Annotated in this window: 13 protein-coding genes and 1 pseudogene; 5 read left to right on the top strand and 9 right to left on the bottom strand. The window is 71.6% G+C overall.

Annotation, left to right across the window (positions count from 1 at the left end):
* Positions 1-42: 42 nt before the first annotated feature.
* The 6 genes from ACIP64_RS09660 to ACIP64_RS09635 all read right to left on the bottom strand — a co-directional run bounded on the left by ACIP64_RS09660 (position 43) and on the right by ACIP64_RS09635 (position 10,522).
* On the bottom strand, positions 43-3,066 hold the full coding sequence (locus ACIP64_RS09660; protein WP_401583446.1) for a glycoside hydrolase family 2 TIM barrel-domain containing protein: 3,024 nt from the start codon (positions 3,064-3,066) through the stop codon (positions 43-45).
* A gap of 215 nt (positions 3,067-3,281) precedes the next feature.
* A complete protein-coding gene (locus ACIP64_RS09655) occupies positions 3,282-6,020 on the bottom strand; it encodes an alpha-mannosidase (RefSeq protein WP_401583445.1) in 2,739 nt (912 codons plus the stop codon).
* 64 nt (positions 6,021-6,084) lie between these two features.
* Positions 6,085-6,891: a carbohydrate ABC transporter permease gene (locus ACIP64_RS09650; RefSeq protein ID WP_401583813.1), complete on the bottom strand. Its 807-nt coding sequence runs from the start codon at positions 6,889-6,891 to the stop codon at positions 6,085-6,087.
* Between the two features lie 47 nt (positions 6,892-6,938).
* Entirely contained in the window at positions 6,939-7,886 is a 948-nt protein-coding gene (locus ACIP64_RS09645; RefSeq protein ID WP_401583444.1) for a carbohydrate ABC transporter permease, read from the bottom strand.
* 6 nt (positions 7,887-7,892) lie between these two features.
* Entirely contained in the window at positions 7,893-9,242 is a 1,350-nt protein-coding gene (locus ACIP64_RS09640) for an ABC transporter substrate-binding protein (RefSeq protein WP_401583442.1), read from the bottom strand.
* Between the two features lie 275 nt (positions 9,243-9,517).
* Positions 9,518-10,522: a LacI family DNA-binding transcriptional regulator gene (locus tag ACIP64_RS09635; protein ID WP_401583440.1), complete on the bottom strand. Its 1,005-nt coding sequence runs from the start codon at positions 10,520-10,522 to the stop codon at positions 9,518-9,520.
* Between the two features lie 283 nt (positions 10,523-10,805).
* Here ACIP64_RS09635 and ACIP64_RS09630 point away from each other — a divergent pair, with 283 nt between their 5' ends.
* The gene (locus tag ACIP64_RS09630; RefSeq protein ID WP_401583438.1) at positions 10,806-12,083 is read left to right on the top strand and encodes an MFS transporter; all 1,278 of its coding nucleotides are present in this window, start codon (positions 10,806-10,808) and stop codon (positions 12,081-12,083) included.
* Between the two features lie 57 nt (positions 12,084-12,140).
* Here ACIP64_RS09630 and ACIP64_RS09625 read toward each other — a convergent pair whose 3' ends face one another.
* Complete coding sequence (locus ACIP64_RS09625; protein ID WP_401583436.1) at positions 12,141-12,590, bottom strand: MarR family winged helix-turn-helix transcriptional regulator; 450 nt, start codon at positions 12,588-12,590, stop codon at positions 12,141-12,143.
* A gap of 90 nt (positions 12,591-12,680) precedes the next feature.
* Here ACIP64_RS09625 and ACIP64_RS09620 point away from each other — a divergent pair.
* Positions 12,681-13,225: pseudogene (locus tag ACIP64_RS09620) on the top strand (kinase).
* 61 nt (positions 13,226-13,286) lie between these two features.
* Here the strand turns inward: ACIP64_RS09620 and ACIP64_RS09615 are convergent.
* Positions 13,287-14,294, bottom strand: coding sequence for an aldo/keto reductase (locus ACIP64_RS09615; protein ID WP_401583434.1), 1,008 nt, complete (start codon positions 14,292-14,294; stop codon positions 13,287-13,289).
* A gap of 136 nt (positions 14,295-14,430) precedes the next feature.
* Between ACIP64_RS09615 and ACIP64_RS09610 the strand changes: the two genes are divergently transcribed.
* Complete coding sequence (locus ACIP64_RS09610) at positions 14,431-15,033, top strand: TetR family transcriptional regulator (RefSeq protein ID WP_401583432.1); 603 nt, start codon at positions 14,431-14,433, stop codon at positions 15,031-15,033.
* A 139-nt stretch (positions 15,034-15,172) separates the two neighbouring features.
* Here the strand turns inward: ACIP64_RS09610 and ACIP64_RS09605 are convergent, their stop codons facing one another.
* Positions 15,173-16,000: an enoyl-CoA hydratase/isomerase family protein gene (locus ACIP64_RS09605; protein ID WP_401583431.1), complete on the bottom strand. Its 828-nt coding sequence runs from the start codon at positions 15,998-16,000 to the stop codon at positions 15,173-15,175.
* Between the two features lie 138 nt (positions 16,001-16,138).
* Here ACIP64_RS09605 and ACIP64_RS09600 point away from each other — a divergent pair, with 138 nt between their 5' ends.
* Positions 16,139-17,044, top strand: a complete 906-nt coding sequence (locus ACIP64_RS09600; RefSeq protein WP_401583430.1) for an alpha/beta hydrolase — start codon at positions 16,139-16,141, stop codon at positions 17,042-17,044.
* Between the two features lie 78 nt (positions 17,045-17,122).
* On the top strand, positions 17,123-17,659 hold the full coding sequence (locus ACIP64_RS09595; RefSeq protein ID WP_401583428.1) for a winged helix-turn-helix transcriptional regulator: 537 nt from the start codon (positions 17,123-17,125) through the stop codon (positions 17,657-17,659).
* Positions 17,660-17,661: the final 2 nt, after the last annotated feature.

The raw sequence follows: 17,661 nt of genomic DNA, 5'->3' as shown, positions 1-17,661 counted from the left end.
GCGGGCGCCCCTCGCCGTTCATTCGGTCACTGGGCCAGCGGGTCACGAGCCCGCCGCGATGCGCAGCCGGATCGTGCGGGACTCGGGGCGGAGTGCGAACTCCGCCCACACGTCCGGCCCGCACGCCCGCGAGCCCAGGCCGTGCTGTGCCGCGTCGACGAAGAGGTGACTCGTCGTCGAGTGCGGCAGCTCGAAGGGGTGCGCGGCCCGCGCGATCTGCTGCGGGGTGTGGCGGCCGAGCGTGAAGCCCGGGCGGCGCCCGCGCGAGTCCGGGACCGCGGTGACGCGCAGTACCTCGCCGCCCGCGCTCGTCAGCGACAGCTCCCGCACCTGGGAGCGGTGCCCCGTCTCCTGGGGCCGCGCGTAGTCGGCGGACAGGTCGCGGATGGTGGACGAGAACCGGCCGGTGCGCGCCGCGCGCATGCTGTCGGGGTAGGACTCCAGCGGCCCGAGGCCGAACCACTCGGCGCCGTCGACCGGGGCCGTGCCGTCGGGCAGGTCGAACCGGATCCCGATCCGCGGCCACACCGTCGACCAGCCGCGCGAGGGCTCGATCTCCACGCGCAGTTCGAGCTCGCCGCCCTCGACCGACCAGACGGACTCCACCGTCACCGACAGGGCGGAGTCCGCCGCGGAGACCTTGGCGACGGTGCGCAGCGCCCCGTCCGCCTGCTCCACGGACACCAGCCGCGAGGTCAGCCGGTCGAGACCGTCGCGACGCCACAGTTCGGCGTGGGAGACCCCGGCGACGCCGGTGTCGGTCTCCTCGTTCTCCCCGGACGTGCCCTCGTCGTTGTCGGTGGGGGCACGGAACAGCTCCAGCCGCGGGCCCGCGACGTCGCGCCCGGCGAGGCGCACCAGCGACCCGCCCTCGAACTCGGCGATGCCGAGCGTCAGGGTGCCGTCGCCAGGCTGCCAGTCGCCGCGCGGCGGGACGGCCGGCGCGGGTCGCCGGGCCGAACGGTCCAGCTGGGCCGTGGCGATCACATGTCCCTCGTCCGCCCAGGCGGTCCCGGCCGCCAGTTCGGCGTCGATGGTGAGCCAGGTCTCCGCGTCGTCGGCCACCGCGATCTTCGGCAGCGGCACCCGCGCCGACTCGCCCGCCGCGACGACCGGCACCGCCAGGTCCCCGGTGTCCACGAGCCGTCCGTCGTGCTCGACGCGCCAGCGGAAGCGCAGGTCGGAGGTGTCGGCCGAGTGCCGCAGATTGGTGATCGCGACGTGGTCGGCGTCGACCAGGTTGAACCCGTTGATACCGCTGACACTGCTGAGCTCGCCGAAGGTGAAGCGGACCGGCTGCACGACCGCCTTGTACTCCCACAGGCCGGGGGTCGGGACGTCGTCGCTGAGCAGCATGCCGTCCATGACGAAGTTGCCGTCGTGCACGACCTCGCCGAAGTCGCCGCCGTACGCGTAGTACGGCGTGCCGTCCGGGGCCTTCGCGAGGATGCCGTGGTCGCGCCACTCCCACACGAAGCCGCCGTGCAGGCGCGGGTGACGGTGCACCAGTTCCTCGTACTGGTCGAGCGCGCCCGGGCCGTTGCCCATCGCGTGCGCGTACTCGCACAGCACGAACGGCTTGGTGCGCTGCCGGGCGCCCTGCGCGGGGGTGCAGTTCAGCAGCGGCGCGCGCGAGCCGTCGGTGCCGATCTGCTCGGTCTCGGGCACCGAGGCGTACATGCGCGAGTAGACGTCGGTGTACTCGCCCGCGTGGTCGCCCTCGTAGTGCACGGGCCGCTCGGGGTCGCGGGCGTGGACCCAGGCGGACATGGCCGCGAGGTTGGATCCGGTGCCGGCCTCGTTGCCCAGCGACCACATGACGATGCTGGGGTGGTTCTTGTCCCGCTCGACGGTGCGCTCGATGCGGTCGAGGTAGGCGGCGCGCCACGCCGGGTCGTCGCTGGGGTTGCCCACCCAGCCGAGCTTGTCGAAGCCGTGCGTCTCCAGGTCGCACTCCAGCACCACCCAGAACCCGAGTTCGTCGGCGAGGTCCAGCAGCCGCGGGTGCGGCGGGTAGTGGCTGGTGCGGATGGCGTTCACGTTGAACCGCTTCATGCGCGCCAGGTCCTCGCGGGCGTGCTCCTCGTCGAAGACGCGGCCGCGCTCGGGGTGGGTCTCGTGGCGGTTCATGCCGTGGAGGACGACGCGGCGGCCGTTGACCAGGAACCGGTCGCCGCGGATCTCGACGGTGCGGAAGCCCGCGCGCAGCTCGATGCGCTCCGCGGCCGTCGACACCGTCACGTCGTACAGACGCGGGAGCTCCGCCGACCAGGGCTCCACGCCGTCGACGGCGAACGGGGCCACGTCGGCGGCCGAGGCCCAGACCTTCTCGACGCCGAGTTCGGGGACGCGGAGCGTGACGGGGAAGGCGGCCGGCTCGGCGGTGATCTCCGTCTCGATCCGTCCGCGCCCGCCGTCGAACCCGGCGCGCAGCCAGACGTCCTCGATGCCGCCGGCCGGGCGCGCGAGGAGGGTGACGTCGCGGAAGATGCCGGGCAGCCACCACTGGTCCTGGTCCTCGACGTAGCTGGCCGCCGACCACTGGTGCACACGCACGGCGACGACGTTGCCGCCAGGGCGGACCGACGAGGTCACGTCGAATTCGTGGGCGAGGCGGCTGCCACTGGCGCTGCCGATCTCGTCGCCGTTCACCCACACCTTGAAGAGCGATTCGACACCGTCGAAGCGCAGCACGACGCGCTCGGCCCGCGACCAGTCGGCGGGCACCTCGAAGTGGCGGCGGTAGTCACCGGTGGGGTTCTCGTCCGGGACGTGCGGCGGGTCGATCGGGAAGGGGTACTGCACGTTCGTGTAGATCGGCCGGCCGTGGGCGCCGTCGCCCTGGAGCACCCAGTGGGAGGGCACCGGGATGCTGTCCCAGCCGCTGTCGTCGAAGCCTTCGGCCGCGAAGTCCTCTTCCGCCGGCACCGTCGGCGACAGGTGGAAGCGCCAGTTCCCGTTCAGCGACCGGGAGGGGGCGTCGGAGTGCAGCCACGAGCGCGCCGGGCGCAGCGCGCCACGCCCTGGCGAGGTGTCCGAAACGTACGCGGAAATGGGGGAGGGCACGAGGTCACAACTCTTTCTTGCTCACAAAAGGGTCCGGACGCCGGACGGGTGCGCCGACCCGGACGACCGGGGCCCGATGGCCCCGGTCACCCGGCGTCGTGCGGAGAAGGCCGGCTCTGGGGAGGTGGGGCGAACTCAGGGGCGTTCGCCTGTGCCGTGGATCATGGATGTGTCGGTCACTGTGACGTCGTCCTTCGCGTGCGCCTGCTGTCTCCCTACCGGACCACGACCGTGCGGATCTCCCAGGGACCGAGGGGGAGTTCGAGTACGCCCTCGGCCCGCGCCGTGGACAGCGGCCGGCCGAGCAGGTCGACCGTGGTGGCCTCGGTGAACGCGCCGGTCACCCGGGCGGTCGCTCCCGTGCCGGTCATCGCCACCATGCGGACCTCCGTGCCGGCGCCGCGGTCGTCGCCGGTGACGCGGCGGATGCCGGAGACGAGGACGTCCGCGCCCCCGACCCGCAGGCCCGCGGCGTCGGGGGGCAACTGGCCCCCGGCGGACGCGGTCCCGCGGGTGACCAGCACGTCGTTGCGGAACTCCGCGGCGAGCGCGACGGCGTGGGCACCCTGCCAGCCGGTCGCCGAGGGCACCACGGCGAAGCGGTTCTCGATGCGCACACCGAGGTCCTGCGCGCCCGGCACCGGGATCTCGCTCGCCGCGGGCTCGTCCCGCAGCGGGTGGATGTTGACGCTGATCGAGCCGATCGCGCGCAGCAGGGTGATGGCGAGTTCGGCGCCGTCGCCGACGAGTTCGTACTCGGCGACGTGGTCGAGCAGGACGTTGGCGGCCCCGGCCGACACGAACTCGGTGGCGGGGAAGGTCGGGATCGGGTACTCGCCCCAGCCGCCCTCGGAGGTCAGCCCGCGCTCGGTGACCGCGAACTGCCCGGCGGAGGCGGAGCCGGCCGCCGGCTGCGGCAGCGGTACGTGGAAGCGCAGCCGGTGGTCCGCGGACTGGTTCAGGAAGGACGTCGAGACGCGGACGAACGGCTCGCCCACCCGCACCTCCACGAGGGTCTCCACCGGGGTGGCCACGGTCCGGGCGCTGCGGACGTCGCGGTCGGAGGAGAGCTCGGCAGGCCACTCGTAGACGCGGGTGACCCGGATCCGCGAACGCAGCGGGCCGTCCTCGAGGAGTTCGACGGTGACGTCCGCCGGCTCCGACACGAGCACGTCCCGCGCCGGGGGAGCGTAGTTGTAGCTGTCGCCGCGGTCACCGCCGTCGACGAGGCGGCCGACCCCGTGCAGCACGGTGCCGTCGGCGCCGGTCACGTCCAGCGTGCCGTCGGCGGCGACCGCGACCTGGACCAGGCCGTTCGTCAGCGTGCGGTCCTTCGCGGTGGCGGGGGCGTACGCCGTCGGCTGCGGGGCGGGCAGCTCGCTCGGCGCGACGCGGAAGCCGGCGAGTCCGGAGGCGGGCACGTGGACGGGCACCAGCGCGGTCGCCCGGGCCTCCTCCAGCGTGAGCACCCGCCACTCGCCCGGATGCGCGGCGGCCGCCGCGGCGACCTCCCGGCGCAGGATGAGCAGGTCGAACGGCCCGCTCGCCGGGACCTCGGCCAGGTGGAAGACGAGCGAGCCCGCGGTCAGCTCGTAGTGGTCGATCAGCCGGCCGAAGAGCTCGCGGCGGTGGATGCGGCGCAGCACGCGTTCGAGCTGCGTGGCGTCCATGCGCTCGTCGCTGAGCACGGTCGGCGCCTGGGAGATGAGCTGCACGGGGTGCGCCGAGCCGTCGGCGGCGGTCGCGACGAGACGCGTGCCCTCCGGCGGGGCCACGACATCCACCTCGGCCAGTGCCGTACGCGGGAACGGCAGCGGGTTGGCGACCAGGTGAGCGTCGCTCGGCATCCGCGCGGCGGGCTCGGCCAGGGCCGCGTCCCGGACCGCGCGCGCGGCCTGCGCGGCCTCGGCGAGACGCGCCTCGACCTGGTCGGAGGTCTCGTCGGTGCCGGAGCCGACCACGGAGTCGTGCGCGGACGACTCGATGATCTTGTGCCAGGCGAGCGACAGGAACGGGGAGTCGTCCCGCTTCGACCACAGCGCGTTCACCCGCTCGGCGTGGTCGATGGTGCGCTCGGCCGCGGCCATCCGCTGCTTGAGGGCGAGCCGCACCGAGAGCACGCCCGGCAGGATGTTGCCGCGCACGTGGCTGCGCAGTTCACCGGTGACGACGGCGGATACCTCGTCGCGCACGTGCTCGCGGATGTACTCGTCGAGCGTCGCGATGGTGATGGCGCGCTCGTCGCTGGAGGCGCGCCGCAGCCAGGCCGCCAGCTGCGGGTCGGGCGCGTTGTGGTCGGTGCCGGCCATCGCGAGCACCGGGTCGTTGCCCCAGCGCCCGGCCGTCATCTCCGCGTACTCGCCGAGCGCGCGCCTGATCTGGTCGGGCACGAGCAGGACGTCGAGGCCGTTGTCGTAGCCGTCGAAGAGGAACTCGGTGCGCACCTCGGAGCCGTCGGGAGCACGCCAGCGGAAGGCGTGGCCCTCGACGGAGCCGGGGACACCGCGCCACAGCGCCGCGTGCTCGATGCCGGCGCGCGCCAGGATCTGCGGCATCTGCGCGACGTGGCCGAACATGTCCGGCAGGTAGCCGATCGGCATGGAACCGCCCAGCTCGGCCGCCGCCGCCCAGCCCATCTGGAGGTTGCGCACGATGGTCTCGCCGGAGCACAGGAACTCGTCGAGCAGGATGAGCCACGGTCCGATGGCGAGCCGGCCGTCGGCGACCAGGGCCTTGACCCGGTCGCGGTTCTCCGGCCGCATCTCCAGGTAGTCCTCGATCGCGGCCATCTGCCCGTCGACGGTGAACCGGAAGTCCGGGTTCGCCTCGGCCGTCTCCAGCACGGTGTCGAGGGCGGCGACAAGCCGGTGCCGGAACACCTGGAACGGCTCGTACCACTCGCGGTCCCAGTGGAAATGAGGAACGAAAACGGCGGAGTCGGCGGAGTTGTGCATAGCGCGGGGGACCTTCTGTTGCGGGTGGCGGGAGAGCCGGGGGCGGGGGAGCGGTGCCGCGGAACTACTTCAGGGAGCCGGAGGCGAGCCCGGTGCGCCAGAACCTCTGGAGGAGGATGAACACGATGATCACCGGGACGATCGAGACCAGCGCACCGGTGATCACGGATTCCTGGAGCAGGGGGGCGCGGGCCGTCTGGCCGTTCCACTCGTACAGGCCGAGGGTGATCGGGAAGAGCGACTCCTTCTGCAGCATCACCATCGGCAGGAAGAAGTTGTTCCAGATCGCGACGAACTGGAACAGGAAGATGGTCACCAGCGACGGCGCCATGAGCCTGATCGACACCGAGAAGAACGTGCGGAACTCGCCCGCGCCGTCCAGGCGCGCCGACTCCAGGATCTCCTCGGGGACGGCGGCGGCGGTGAAGATGCGGGCCAGGTAGACACCGAACGGGCTGACGATGCTGGGCAGGAACACCGCGAGGTAGGTGTTGACGAGGCCGGTCGCCGAGAACAGCAGGAACAGCGGGAGCGCGAGAGCGGTGGTGGGGACCAGGACGCCGCCGAGGATGACGGAGAACAGGAACTCCCGGCCCCGGAACCTGAACTTGGCGAGCGCGTAGCCGCACAGCGCGGAGATCAGGGTCCCGACGGCCGCGCCCAGCACCGCGTAGATGACGCTGTTCAGCGCCCAGCGCCCGAAGATGCCGTCGCTGCGGGTGAACAGCAGCTTGAGGTTGCTGAAGAGGTCGAAGTGCGAGAACACCAGGCCGTTGGTGGAGGCGAGGTCGCCCTGCGGCTTGGTCGCCGCGACGATCAGGAAGTAGATCGGCAGCAGGAAGTAGATCGCCAGCAGGAGCATCAGCGCCATGACGGCGGTCCGGCTGACGCGGCTTTCGCGGGTCAGGGTCTGGTTGCTCACAGTCCCGCCTTCCTCGAGGTGAGTCGCATGAACCCGAAGCTCAAGACGAAGGTGATGACGGCGATGACCACGGAGATCGCCGCAGCCTGCTGGTAGTTGTTCCCGGAGGCCACCGCGTAGGCGAGCATGTTCGGCGTGTACGTGCTCGAGATGTTCGAGGAGATCTGGCGCAGCACGGCCGGCTCGGCGTAGAGCTGGAGCGTGCCGATGATCGAGAACACCGTGGTCAGGATGATCGACGGGGCGATGATCGGGACCTTGATCTTCCAGGCGATGGCCCAGTTGCTCGCACCGTCGAGCTTGGCGGCCTCGTACAGCTCCTGCGGGATCGCCTGCAGCGCCGAGTACATGATCAGCATGTTGTAGCCGGTCCACAGCCACGTGGAGACGTTCGCCGCCGACCACAGCACGGCGCCCGGGCCGAGGAAGTCGGGCTGGAGGCCGATGCCCTTGAGGGCGTCCACGAGCGGGCTGAGCTGCGGGGAGTACAGGTACGACCACATGATCGCGGCGATGACGCCGGGCACCGCGTACGGCATGAACGCCGTGATGCGGAAGAACGCCTTGAGCTTCAGCAGCGGGGTGTCGAGCAGCAGCGCCATGATCAGGGCCACGAACAGCATGACCGGCACCTGCACGACGCCGAACAGGCCGATGCGCCCGATGCTGCTCCAGAACTCCGCGTTCTGGAAGACCTGCACGTACTGCTCGAAGCCGCCGAAGGTCGTGTACGACGTGCCGTACTGGCCCCCGGTGCGGCGCACGACCTGGAAGCTCTGCCACACGGCGTAGCCGACCGGCACCAGGTAGAACAGCACGAACGGGAGGAAGAACGGGGTGAGGAACGCGATGATGGTGCCCGCCCGGGGGCCGCCGCCGTTGAGACGACGGCGGCCCCTTCCGGCCGCCACCACGCGCGTCGCGCGGGTTGCGATGTCAGTCATCCGCGGTCACTTGCCCGCGGCAGCCGGGATCGCCTGGTCCTTCATCGACTTCAGCGCGGCGGCCTGGGCCGCGTCGAGCGCGTCGGTGAGCTTGCCGTCACCGGCCGCGGCCTTGGCGAGCGTGTCCTGGAGCGCCAGGTTCACCGTCTTCTGGGTGGGACCCCAGGAGAACTTGGTGTCGATGTTCTTGGACGACTCGGCGAAGACCTCGAAGATCTTCTCGTTGTTGTAGTACGGGACGCCCTCCGAGAGCGCGGGGAGCTGCGCGCCGGCGGTGGCCGCCGGGTAGAGGCCGCCCAGCTTGTTCTCCATCGCGAGGGCCTCGGGGTCCGAGTTCAGCCAGTCGTTGAACTTGACCGACTCGTACAGGTGCGTGTTGCCCTTCATGAACGCGACGGTGGAGCCGCCCCAGTCGCCGGACGCGGCGCTCGTGCCCCAGGTGGGCATCGGGACGATCGACCACTTGCCGGCCTGCTTGGGCAGGTTGTCGCGGAACATGCTGTAGCCCCAGGCGGCGCCCACGTAGGTGGCGATCTGGTTCTTCTGGTACGCGGCGTACATCTGCGTCGAGCCGTGCGCGAGGTCGGTGCGTACCACCTTTTCGTCGATCAGCTTCTGCCAGTAGTCGGCGACCTGCTTGCTCTGGTCGGACGCGACGGTGACGTGCCACTTGTCGCCGGCGTACGAGTACATCTCGGCGTTGTTCTGCCAGAGGAGCCCGTTGAACCACTCGGCGTTGTTCGGGTCGAAGAACGTCATGCTGAGGTTGGGGTCCGCCTTGTGCAGCTTCTCGGCGTCCGCGGCGTACTCGTCCCAGGTCTTCGGTATCGCGATGTTGTGCTGCTTGAAGATGTCGCTGCGCACGTAGAGGGCCATCGGGCCGGTGTCCTGCGGGAAGGCGAACACACCGGTGTCGCCGAAGCTGGTCTGCGACCAGGTCCACGGGACGAACTTCGACTTGGCCGCCGTGGCGTCCTTGCAGGCGGAGACGTCGACGAAGGCGTTCTGGGTGCGCAGGAAGGGCAGTTCGTCGTAGCCGACCTGGGCCAGCTCCGGCGCCTTGCCCGCCTTGAGGGCGTTGCCGATGGTGCCGTACTGGTCGTTGGAGATGTTCTTCATCTCCACCTGGATGTCCGGGTTCTTCTTGTTCCACAGGGCGACGACCTGGTCCATGCCCGGAACGGTGTTCCAGTACTGGAGGGTCACCTTGCCCTTCGCCGGCTCGCAGGAGCCGGCGGCGGCGGCATCGGCCTTGGGGTCGGGCGACGAGGAACACCCGGCGAGTACGGCGACACTGGCCGTGGCGGCGACGGCGGCGACGGCCGCGAGGCGGATGCGCGTGACTGTGTTGCTCATTATTTCCTTACCAGAGAACGACTAGCGACGACGCTAGACGGGTCGACGTTGACACCTCAGGCGGGATGCCTTCTGGCCGGAAGGGACAGGTCGCAACGGTGCCGGTTCAACTGCCGTGCGCCGTGGCGGAAATCAGCAAGCCAAGCATTCTGTTCTCGTGAGCGCTCCCGTGAACGTTCACGTGAACGCTCACGGGGACGTTCTGAATTGTTCGAGAGTGTGCGCTCCGGCGCGGGCGAGTGTCAAGACATTCGGTCACAGATGTGTCCTGGAGGTTACGCGGACCCGCCCAGCCGCAGCTCGGCCCGGACGACCAGGGCCTCCTCGCCCAGCGGTTCGGCGCCGGTCAGCAGCCGTGCGACCTGGTCGATGGCGAGGGCGCCGAGCCGGCGTGTGTCGAGGGCGACACTGGAGAGCGGGGGCTCGACGAGCGCGCCGAGCTGAAGGCCGTCGAAGCCGATCACGGCGAAATCCCGCGGGACGCTCCTGCCGAGCCGGCGGGCCTCGCGCAGCGCGCCGATCGCGATGATGTCGTTGAAGGTGAACACCGCGGTGACGTCCGGATGCGCGGCGAGCAGCGCCCTGAGCGCCGCCCCGCCGCCGTCGGCCGACTGGTCGGCCCCCACCACCCGGCCGGCGTCGACCCCGTACGCCCGCGCGGCGGCCGTGAACCAGTCGCGGCGGATGCTCGGCTCGGCGCGGCCGCCGTGGTCGAGCATCCCGATCCGCGTGTGGCCCTTGGCGACCAGGTGCGCGACCGCCGCGTGGACGCCCTGCTCGCCGTCGATCCGGATCGAGGTGAACCGCGCCGAGTGGTGGGGCCGGCCGATCAGCACCACGGGGACGCCCCGGGTGAACCGCTCCAGGGTGTCCTCGGAAGCGCTGAAGTAGCCGACGACGGCGTCCACCTGCGAACCGATCACCTGGAGCGTGCCGAGTTCCTCCTCGGGCCGGTCGGCCGTGTCGTAGACCACGACGTGCCAGCCGCGGGCGCGTGCGGCCTCCAGCGCGGCGGCGGCGACCTCGGTGAAGAACGGGTTGAGCAGGTCGGGGATCACCAGCCCGATGGTGGTGGTGTCCTGCCGGACCAGACCGCGGGCGAACCGGCTGGGCCGGTAGCCGAGCTCCCGGGCGGCGTCGAGCACGCGCTGCTTGGTCAGCCCGTCGATCTCGTCCTTGTCGTTCAGCGCCCGCGACACGGTCTGCCGCGACACCCCGGCGGACCGGGCGACGTCATGGATCGTGACCCTTCGTGGCTCCGTCCCCGACGACGACACCATCGCGCACCTCCCGCTGACTGCGGATGCCGATGCTCCCGCAGGGCCCGAGTATGCCTGCCCCGCGCGCGGTGCGGCGATCCGCGCCCGCGGGTGTGATCTTGGACTCCGTGCACGTGGCGGGCGCGCCCGTGCCCCTGTCCGGCCTTCGCGGGATAACCGGTTGCGGCCCGGTCGGCGTCCTCGGTACGGTCCGCGCATGGCCAGCACGCCCCGTGTCTCCTAGCTCGGACACCCGCTTCGACGCCACCCTTGTGTCCTAGAGCTGTCACGGAGTGCAACCATCATGAAAACCCCTCGTGGTTCCGGCCTGCTCCGGAACCGGGACTTCTCACTGCTGCTCGGCGGCCAGCTGGTCTCCGCCGTCGGCGACCAGGCCCACTTCATGGCCCTGCCCCTGATCGTGCTGACCCTCACGGGGTCGCCCTCCCAGGCCGGGTTCGTCCTCGGCCTCGGCACCCTGTCCTTCCTGGCGTTCGGACTGGTCGCCGGCGCCCTCGCCGACCGGTGGGACCGCAGGGCCACCATGATCGGGTGCGAAGTCGGCCGGACCGCGCTCACGGCCGGTGTCGCCGTCGCGCTGTGGCTGGACCGGCTGACCATGCCCCAGCTGTACGCGACGGCCCTGCTCACCGGGGTCCTGAGCACGCTCTTCCAGGTCGCGAGCACCGCGGCGCTGCCCAACGTCGTCGCTCCCCGGCAGCTGACCGCCGCTCTCGGCCTCCAGCAGTCCGCCGCCGGCGCGGTCGGCGTCCTGGGGGCCCCGCTCGCCGGTGCGCTGTACGCCGTCGGGCGGACCGTGCCGTTCGCCGTCAACGCGGTGTCCTTCGCGGTGTCCGCGGCCTCGCTGCGCCTGATGCGTGCCCGGTTCCAGAAGGACCGGCAGGACGTGCGGCCCGCGGCCCGGCTCACCACCGAGATCCGGGAGGGGATCGGCTGGCTCTGGCACCGGCCCGTCATCCGGTTCCTCACCCTGGTGTCGGCCGCCGACAAGGTGCGTTACGGCGCCGGGTACCTGCTGATCATCACCCTTGCCCGGCAACTGGGCGCCTCGGCACTGTGGATCGGCGTCGTCTTCGGCGGCGCCGCCGTCGGCGCGATGGCGGGGGCACTGGTGGCGGACCGGGTCACGCGGCGCTTCCCGCTCGGGCGGATCGCCATCGTGATGCTGTGGCTGGAGGCGCTGATGTTCCCGCTGTACGCGCTGGCCCCCCACCCGGCGCTGCTGGCCGTCGTCGCGGCCGCCGAGTCGCTGGTGGCCCCCGTGTACACGGTGGCCATGACGACCCATCAACTGATCGTCACCCCGGACGAGTTGCGGGGACGGACGAGCAGCGCGACCGCGACGCTGACCACGGGGGCCCTGTCGCTCGGCACACTCGCGGGCGGTGTGCTGATCACCGTGCTGGGCGCCCGGCCACTGGTCTGGTGCTGCGGTGCGTGGCTGCTCGCCCTGGCCGTCCTCACCACGGCCAACCGGGCCGTGCGGGAGGCGCCGCGGGCCGGCGCGGCCACGTGGCACGAACCCCTCGGCGCCGCCGCGGTCGCGGACGCGCCCGGCTGAGGACGGCCCCGGGTCGACGGGGGAGAGGCGCGGGCAACGCCGGCGCCTCCCTCCCGCTCAGGTGGCGACCTTCTCCAGAGCGGCGGCGAGCGTCCTGATGTCCAGGCCGCCCATGTGGTCGAGGAAGTGCCGGCGCACGGAGGCCAGGTTGGTCGGCCAGGCCTCCTGCAGGCGGGCGAAACCGCTGTCGGTGAGGACGGCGTTCCAGCCGCGGGCGTCCTCCTCGGACCTGACCCGCTGCACGATGCCCTGCTTCTCCAGCCGCTGCACCACGCGGGTCATCCCGCTCAGCGACAACTCGCAGATCGCGGCGAGATCGCTCATCCGCAGCTGCCGGCCGGGGGCCTCCGACAAATGCATCAGGGTCAGGTACTCGATGAGGGGCATCCGCTGCTCACGGACCAGGTCCGTGTCCAGGGCGCGCGGCAGGGCGTAGATGACCCGCGCGAGGGACCGGACGAGCGCCTCCTCGTCCGGGGTCAGCGGCTGCGGTGGGGACTGTGGCATCCGCCCACTTTAGTTGCCCGGTGAAGGACGCGTCGGCGCGCCGGGCCGGTGCGCGGGAAGAGGGACAGGCCGGACTTCCCGGCCGGTAGCGTGACCGCCGTGAGGGTGGGCACCGAGGAGACACGGCTCGTGATCCTGCGCGGCAACAGCGCCTCCGGGAAGTCGAGCGTGGCGGCCGGCATCCGCGAACGGTTCGGCCGGGGCCTGGCCCTGGTCGGGCAGGACAACCTCCGCCGGGTCGTGCTGCGGGAACGGGACGTGCCCGGCGGTGCGAACATCGGGCTGATCGACCTGACGGCCCGTTACGCGCTGGACGCCGGGTACCACGTCGTCGTCGAGGGCATCCTCCGCGCCGACCACTACGGCCCGATGCTCGCCCGGCTGCGCGAGGACCATCGCGGCCCGGCACACGGCTTCTACCTGGACGTTCCCTTCGAGGAGACGCTCGCCCGGCACGCCGGCAAGCCGATCGCCGCCGATGTCCCGCCGGAGGTGCTGCGGTCCTGGTACCGGCCGCTCGATCTGCTGCCGGGCGGCGCCGAGGCCGTGATCGACGCCGGCAGCGCCCTGGACGCCACCGTCGACCGCATCATGGGGACAGCGGCCTGGCCGGCCTTCCCGCGCTGGAGCACTGACCCCGGGCCCCGGGTCCCGGCCGCCGGGCGGCGGCCGGGACCGTCGAGCGGTGCGGCCGTGTCAGCCCAGGGGCGGGGTGACGCCGTAGGACCAGTTGTGGCCCAGCTCGCTCTCGCGTTCACCGGCGACCGGGAGCGCGTCGAGGCGGGCGATCTCCTCCTCGGTGAGCGCGAGCCCGGCCGCGCCGGTGTTCTCCTCCAGCCGGGAGACGTGCAGGGTGCCGGGGATCGGGACGACTCCGGGTGCCTTGGCGAGCAGCCACGCGAGGGCGACCTGGCCGGGTGCGGCGTCGTGCGCCGCGGCGATCTCCCGTACCGTCCCGACGGCCGCGAGGTTCGCGTCGAAGGCGTCCTGGGAGAAGCGGGGCATCCGGCGCCGGTAGTCGTCGGCGGGCAGGTCCTCGCGTGAGGTGATCCGGCCGGTGAGCATGCCGCGGCCCAGCGGGCTGTAGGGGACGACGCCGATGCCCAGCTCGCGGCAGAGCGGGAAGACCTCGTGCTCGATGTCGCGCGACCACAGGGACCACTCGGTCTGGACCGCGCTGATCGGGTGCACGGCGTGGGCGCGGCGGATCGTGTCGGGGGCGGCCTCGCTCAGCCCGAGGTGGCGGACCTTGCCCTCCGCCACCAGCTCGGCCATGGCGCCGACGGTCTCCTCGATGGGGACGGAGGGGTCGACGCGGTGCTGGTAGTACAGGTCCACGTGGTCGGTGCCGAGCCTGCTCAGGGACCGTTCGAGCCGCTCGCGCACGTACTCGGGGCGGCCGTTGATGACGGGCGGTCCGTCGGAGGTCAGCGGGCGGACGATGCCGAACTTGGTGGCCAGGGTCACCTGGTCGCGGCGGCCGGCGACGGCCTTGCCGATGATCTCCTCGCTGCCGGCGTAGACGTCGGCGGTGTCGATGAGGGTGACGCCGAGTTCGGCGGCGCGGCCGATCAGGGCGTCCGCGGTGCCGCCGGTGGTGTGCTCCTCGCTCTGCCCGTAGGGGCGGCCGAAGCTCATGGCTCCGTATCCGACGGCGCCGACGGTCAGGCCGCCGGAGCCGAGGGGGCGCTGGGGAATGGACATGCGCAACCTTCGTCGTTCGTGTCGGGACGTGCCGCGGACAGGTATGTCCACGACTGTGGACATCATAAGTCCACAGTCGTGGACATGTGAAGCGCGGGTCCCGCGAGGAGGCCGGCGACCTCGTAATCTGGTCACCATGACCTTGGACGACCAGCCCCCCGCCGCCGCCCGCCGCAGGGACGCCGCGGCGACCCGGGCGGCGATCCTCAGCGCCGCCCGCGAGGTGTTCACCGAGCGCGGCTACGACGGCGCGGGCGTGCGCGAGATCGCCCGCGCGGCCGACGTGGACACGCGGTTGATCAGCCGCTACTTCGGCTCGAAGGAGGGCCTGTTCGCCGAGGTCGTGGACCTGGCTTACGAGAAGTCCCTGATGATGACGCCGGAGCACAACGCGGAGGCGGCCCGGGCGCTGCTGAGCGGCATGGACAAGGCCGCGTCCGACGGCCTGCTGCTCACCCTGCGGTCCGCCTCCAACACCCGGGCGTCGGCCATCATGCGGGAGAGCATCGAACGCAACTACCAGCGCCGACTGGCCGCGGCACTGCCCGGCGACGACGACGCCACCGGGCGCGCCGCCGTGCTGATCGCCATCTGCTCGGGCGTGCTGCTCAGCCGGCTTGTCCTGGGCCACACCGCGCTCAACAGCCCGGACGTGGAACGGCTGGTCCCGTATCTGCACGCAGCCCTCGACGCGGTGGCGAACGCGCCGGGCCCGAGCGCGGAGGAACCGCGGAAGTAGCCGGTCCGGCGGCGCCCCGTTGCCGTCGGTGAAGCGCGTGCGCAGCCGGACTGCCCTGGATCGGGCGGATGTCGCGCGGTGCGTCGAGGGGCGGCGGTCGTAGCGGTCGACGGACGCCTTGGGCCGGCTTCCCCCGGGGTCAGAGTTCCCCGAGGGCCGTGCCGAGTTCGAGTTCGGTGCGGGACCGCTCCTGCAGTCCGCGCTCGAAGAGAGCCGCGACGCGGGCCCCGCTCGCCGGGTCGCGGGCCAGGGTCTGGAAGAAGCCGGCGTCGACGTGGACGTCCTCCTTCGGCGCGAGCCCCGCCGCGTTGATCCGGCGCTTGGCGATCCGCACGGCCGGTGCGGGGAACGACGCGACGCGCTCGGCGAGGCGCTCGACGTAGGGGACCAAGTCGGCGTCCGTCAAAGCCTTGTTGACCACGCCGATGCGTTCGGCCTCGCGCCCGTCGATGTCCTCGGACCCGAGGATGATCTGCATGGCATGGCCCCGGCCCGCGAGCCGCACGAGGTGCTGGACGGCGCCCGCGCCGGGGAAGGTGCCCACGCCGACCTCGGGCTGTCCGATCACCGCACGCTCCAGTGAGGCGAAGCGCATGTCGCACGCGTAGAGGAATTCGGCGCCGGCCCCCCGTGCCCGGCCTTCGAGGACTCCGATCGTGACGGGCCGCGCCTCGCTGAGCCGCCGGTACAGCGCTCCGAGGCTGATGTCGTCGGGGCCGCCGGAGGTCGCCGTCGCCGCCGTGTACTCGGCGATGCGCTTGAGGTCGACGTGCGGGATGAAGAAGTCGGGGTCACCGCTCCGGAAGACGACGACCCGTACGTCGCCGTCCTTGTCGGTGTCGTCGAGCAGCGAGATCAGGTCCGCGACGAACCGTTCGTCGATCAGGTTGATCGGGGGATTGCCGATCGTCGCCCAGAGGACGCCGTTGCGCGGTTCCGCGGTGATCGTCGAGTAGGTCCAGCTCATCGGTCCACATCTCCTCTGTTCCATGTGCTTGCTTTTCGCAAGTGGCATGTCTACCTTGACATCGCCACTTGCTCTTTGCAAGTGAGAAATCCGGCATCTGCCGCATGGCGATCGCGTTACGCGCAAAGGAGGCTCGGCATGGTCGAGCGCACGGAAGAGCTCATCCACCTCCCCGACGGGACGGTGCTCGGCGCCTGGCTGTTCGTGCCGGAGGAACCCGGGCCGCATCCGGCCGTCACGATGGCGCACGGCTTCGGGGGTACGAAGTACCACGGGATCGAGCCGATCGCCCGCGCGCTCGCGGAAGCGGGGTTCGTCGTCTCGCTCCACGACCACCGCGGCTTCGGTGAGAGCGGTGGCGAGCCGCGCCAGGACATCGATCCGTACCGGCAGATCGAGGACTGGCGGCGGGTCGTCGCGCATCTGCAGACCCTCGACGTGGTCGACGCCGACCGCATAGGAGTGTGGGGCACCAGCTACGCGGGCGGACACGCCCTGGTGCTCGGAGCCACCGACCGGCGCCTCAAGGCCGTCTACGCGCAGGTGCCCACCGTCAGCGGGTCGCAGAGCAGCCGGCGGCGCGTGCCCCCGCACATGGTCGGCCCGCTGGAGGCGGAGTTCGCCGCGGACGAGCTGGCGCAGGCCCGCGGCGAGGCACCGGCCACCAGGCCCTTCGTGAGCGACGACCCGGCGGTGACCGCGTCCTACCGCAACGCGGACGCCATCCGCTTCTATCTGGAGCACGGCATGCCGGAGGGCGTCTGGGAGAACAAGGTCACGCTCCAGTCCAACCGGCGCTCCAGGTCCTACGACCCCGGTCACTGGATCGACCAGATCTCGCCGACCCCGCTGATGATGGTGGTCGCCACCCACGACGCCGTCGCCCCCACCGATCTGGCGCTGAGCGCCTACGAGCGCGCGCTGGAGCCCAAGGAGCTGGTCCTCCTGCCCGGCGGCCACTTCGCCCCCTACACCGGCAGCGGCTTCGAGGCGAGCACCGCCGCGGCGGCGCGGTTCTTCCGCACGCACCTGCGGGCGGAGTGAGGCGGCGGGGTGTCCTGCCGGGACGGGCGGGACACCCCCTGCTCTACAATCGCAAGCACGTCGTGAGGGGAGTCACCGGTGAAGCGTCGAGAGCTGGGGGATTCGGCCTGTCCCATCGACCGGTCGCTGTTCGAGGTCGGTGACACCTGGACGCTGCAGATCCTCCGGGACGCCATGCACGGTGTCACACGGTTCACGGACTTCAGCAGGAACATCGGGCTGGCCACCAATGTGCTGACCGCCAGGCTGCAGAAGCTGGTGTCGGTGGGCATCTTCGAGATCCGCGAGACGGGGCCCGGCAACTCCCACGAGTACGTGCTCACCGAGAAGGGCAAGGACTTCCACACCGTTCTGGCGGCCCTGCGGCAGTGGGGGCAGAAGCACCTGTTCGACGACGACGAGCCGATGAACCGCGTCGTCGACGCCCGCACCGGTCAGCCGCCGCAGCCCCTGACGCTCACCGCGCCCGACGGCAGGGAGCTGACCTCGGACGACATGCTCCTCGTCCGGTCGCGCGCGGCGGACCCCATCGAGAAGGCCGTGCCCCTCGACACGCCCCGCCGCCGTCAGGCGCGCGCCGCCCGCCCCCGCGGGACGGCCGGCCCGGAGCGCTGACA

The sequence above is a fragment of the Streptomyces sp. NPDC088733 genome, assembly GCF_044751185.1.
Taxonomy (GTDB): Bacteria; Actinomycetota; Actinomycetes; order Streptomycetales; family Streptomycetaceae; genus Actinacidiphila.
Note: the sequence above shows the minus strand (reverse complement) of the source record. Positions and strands in the feature narration are given on the sequence as shown.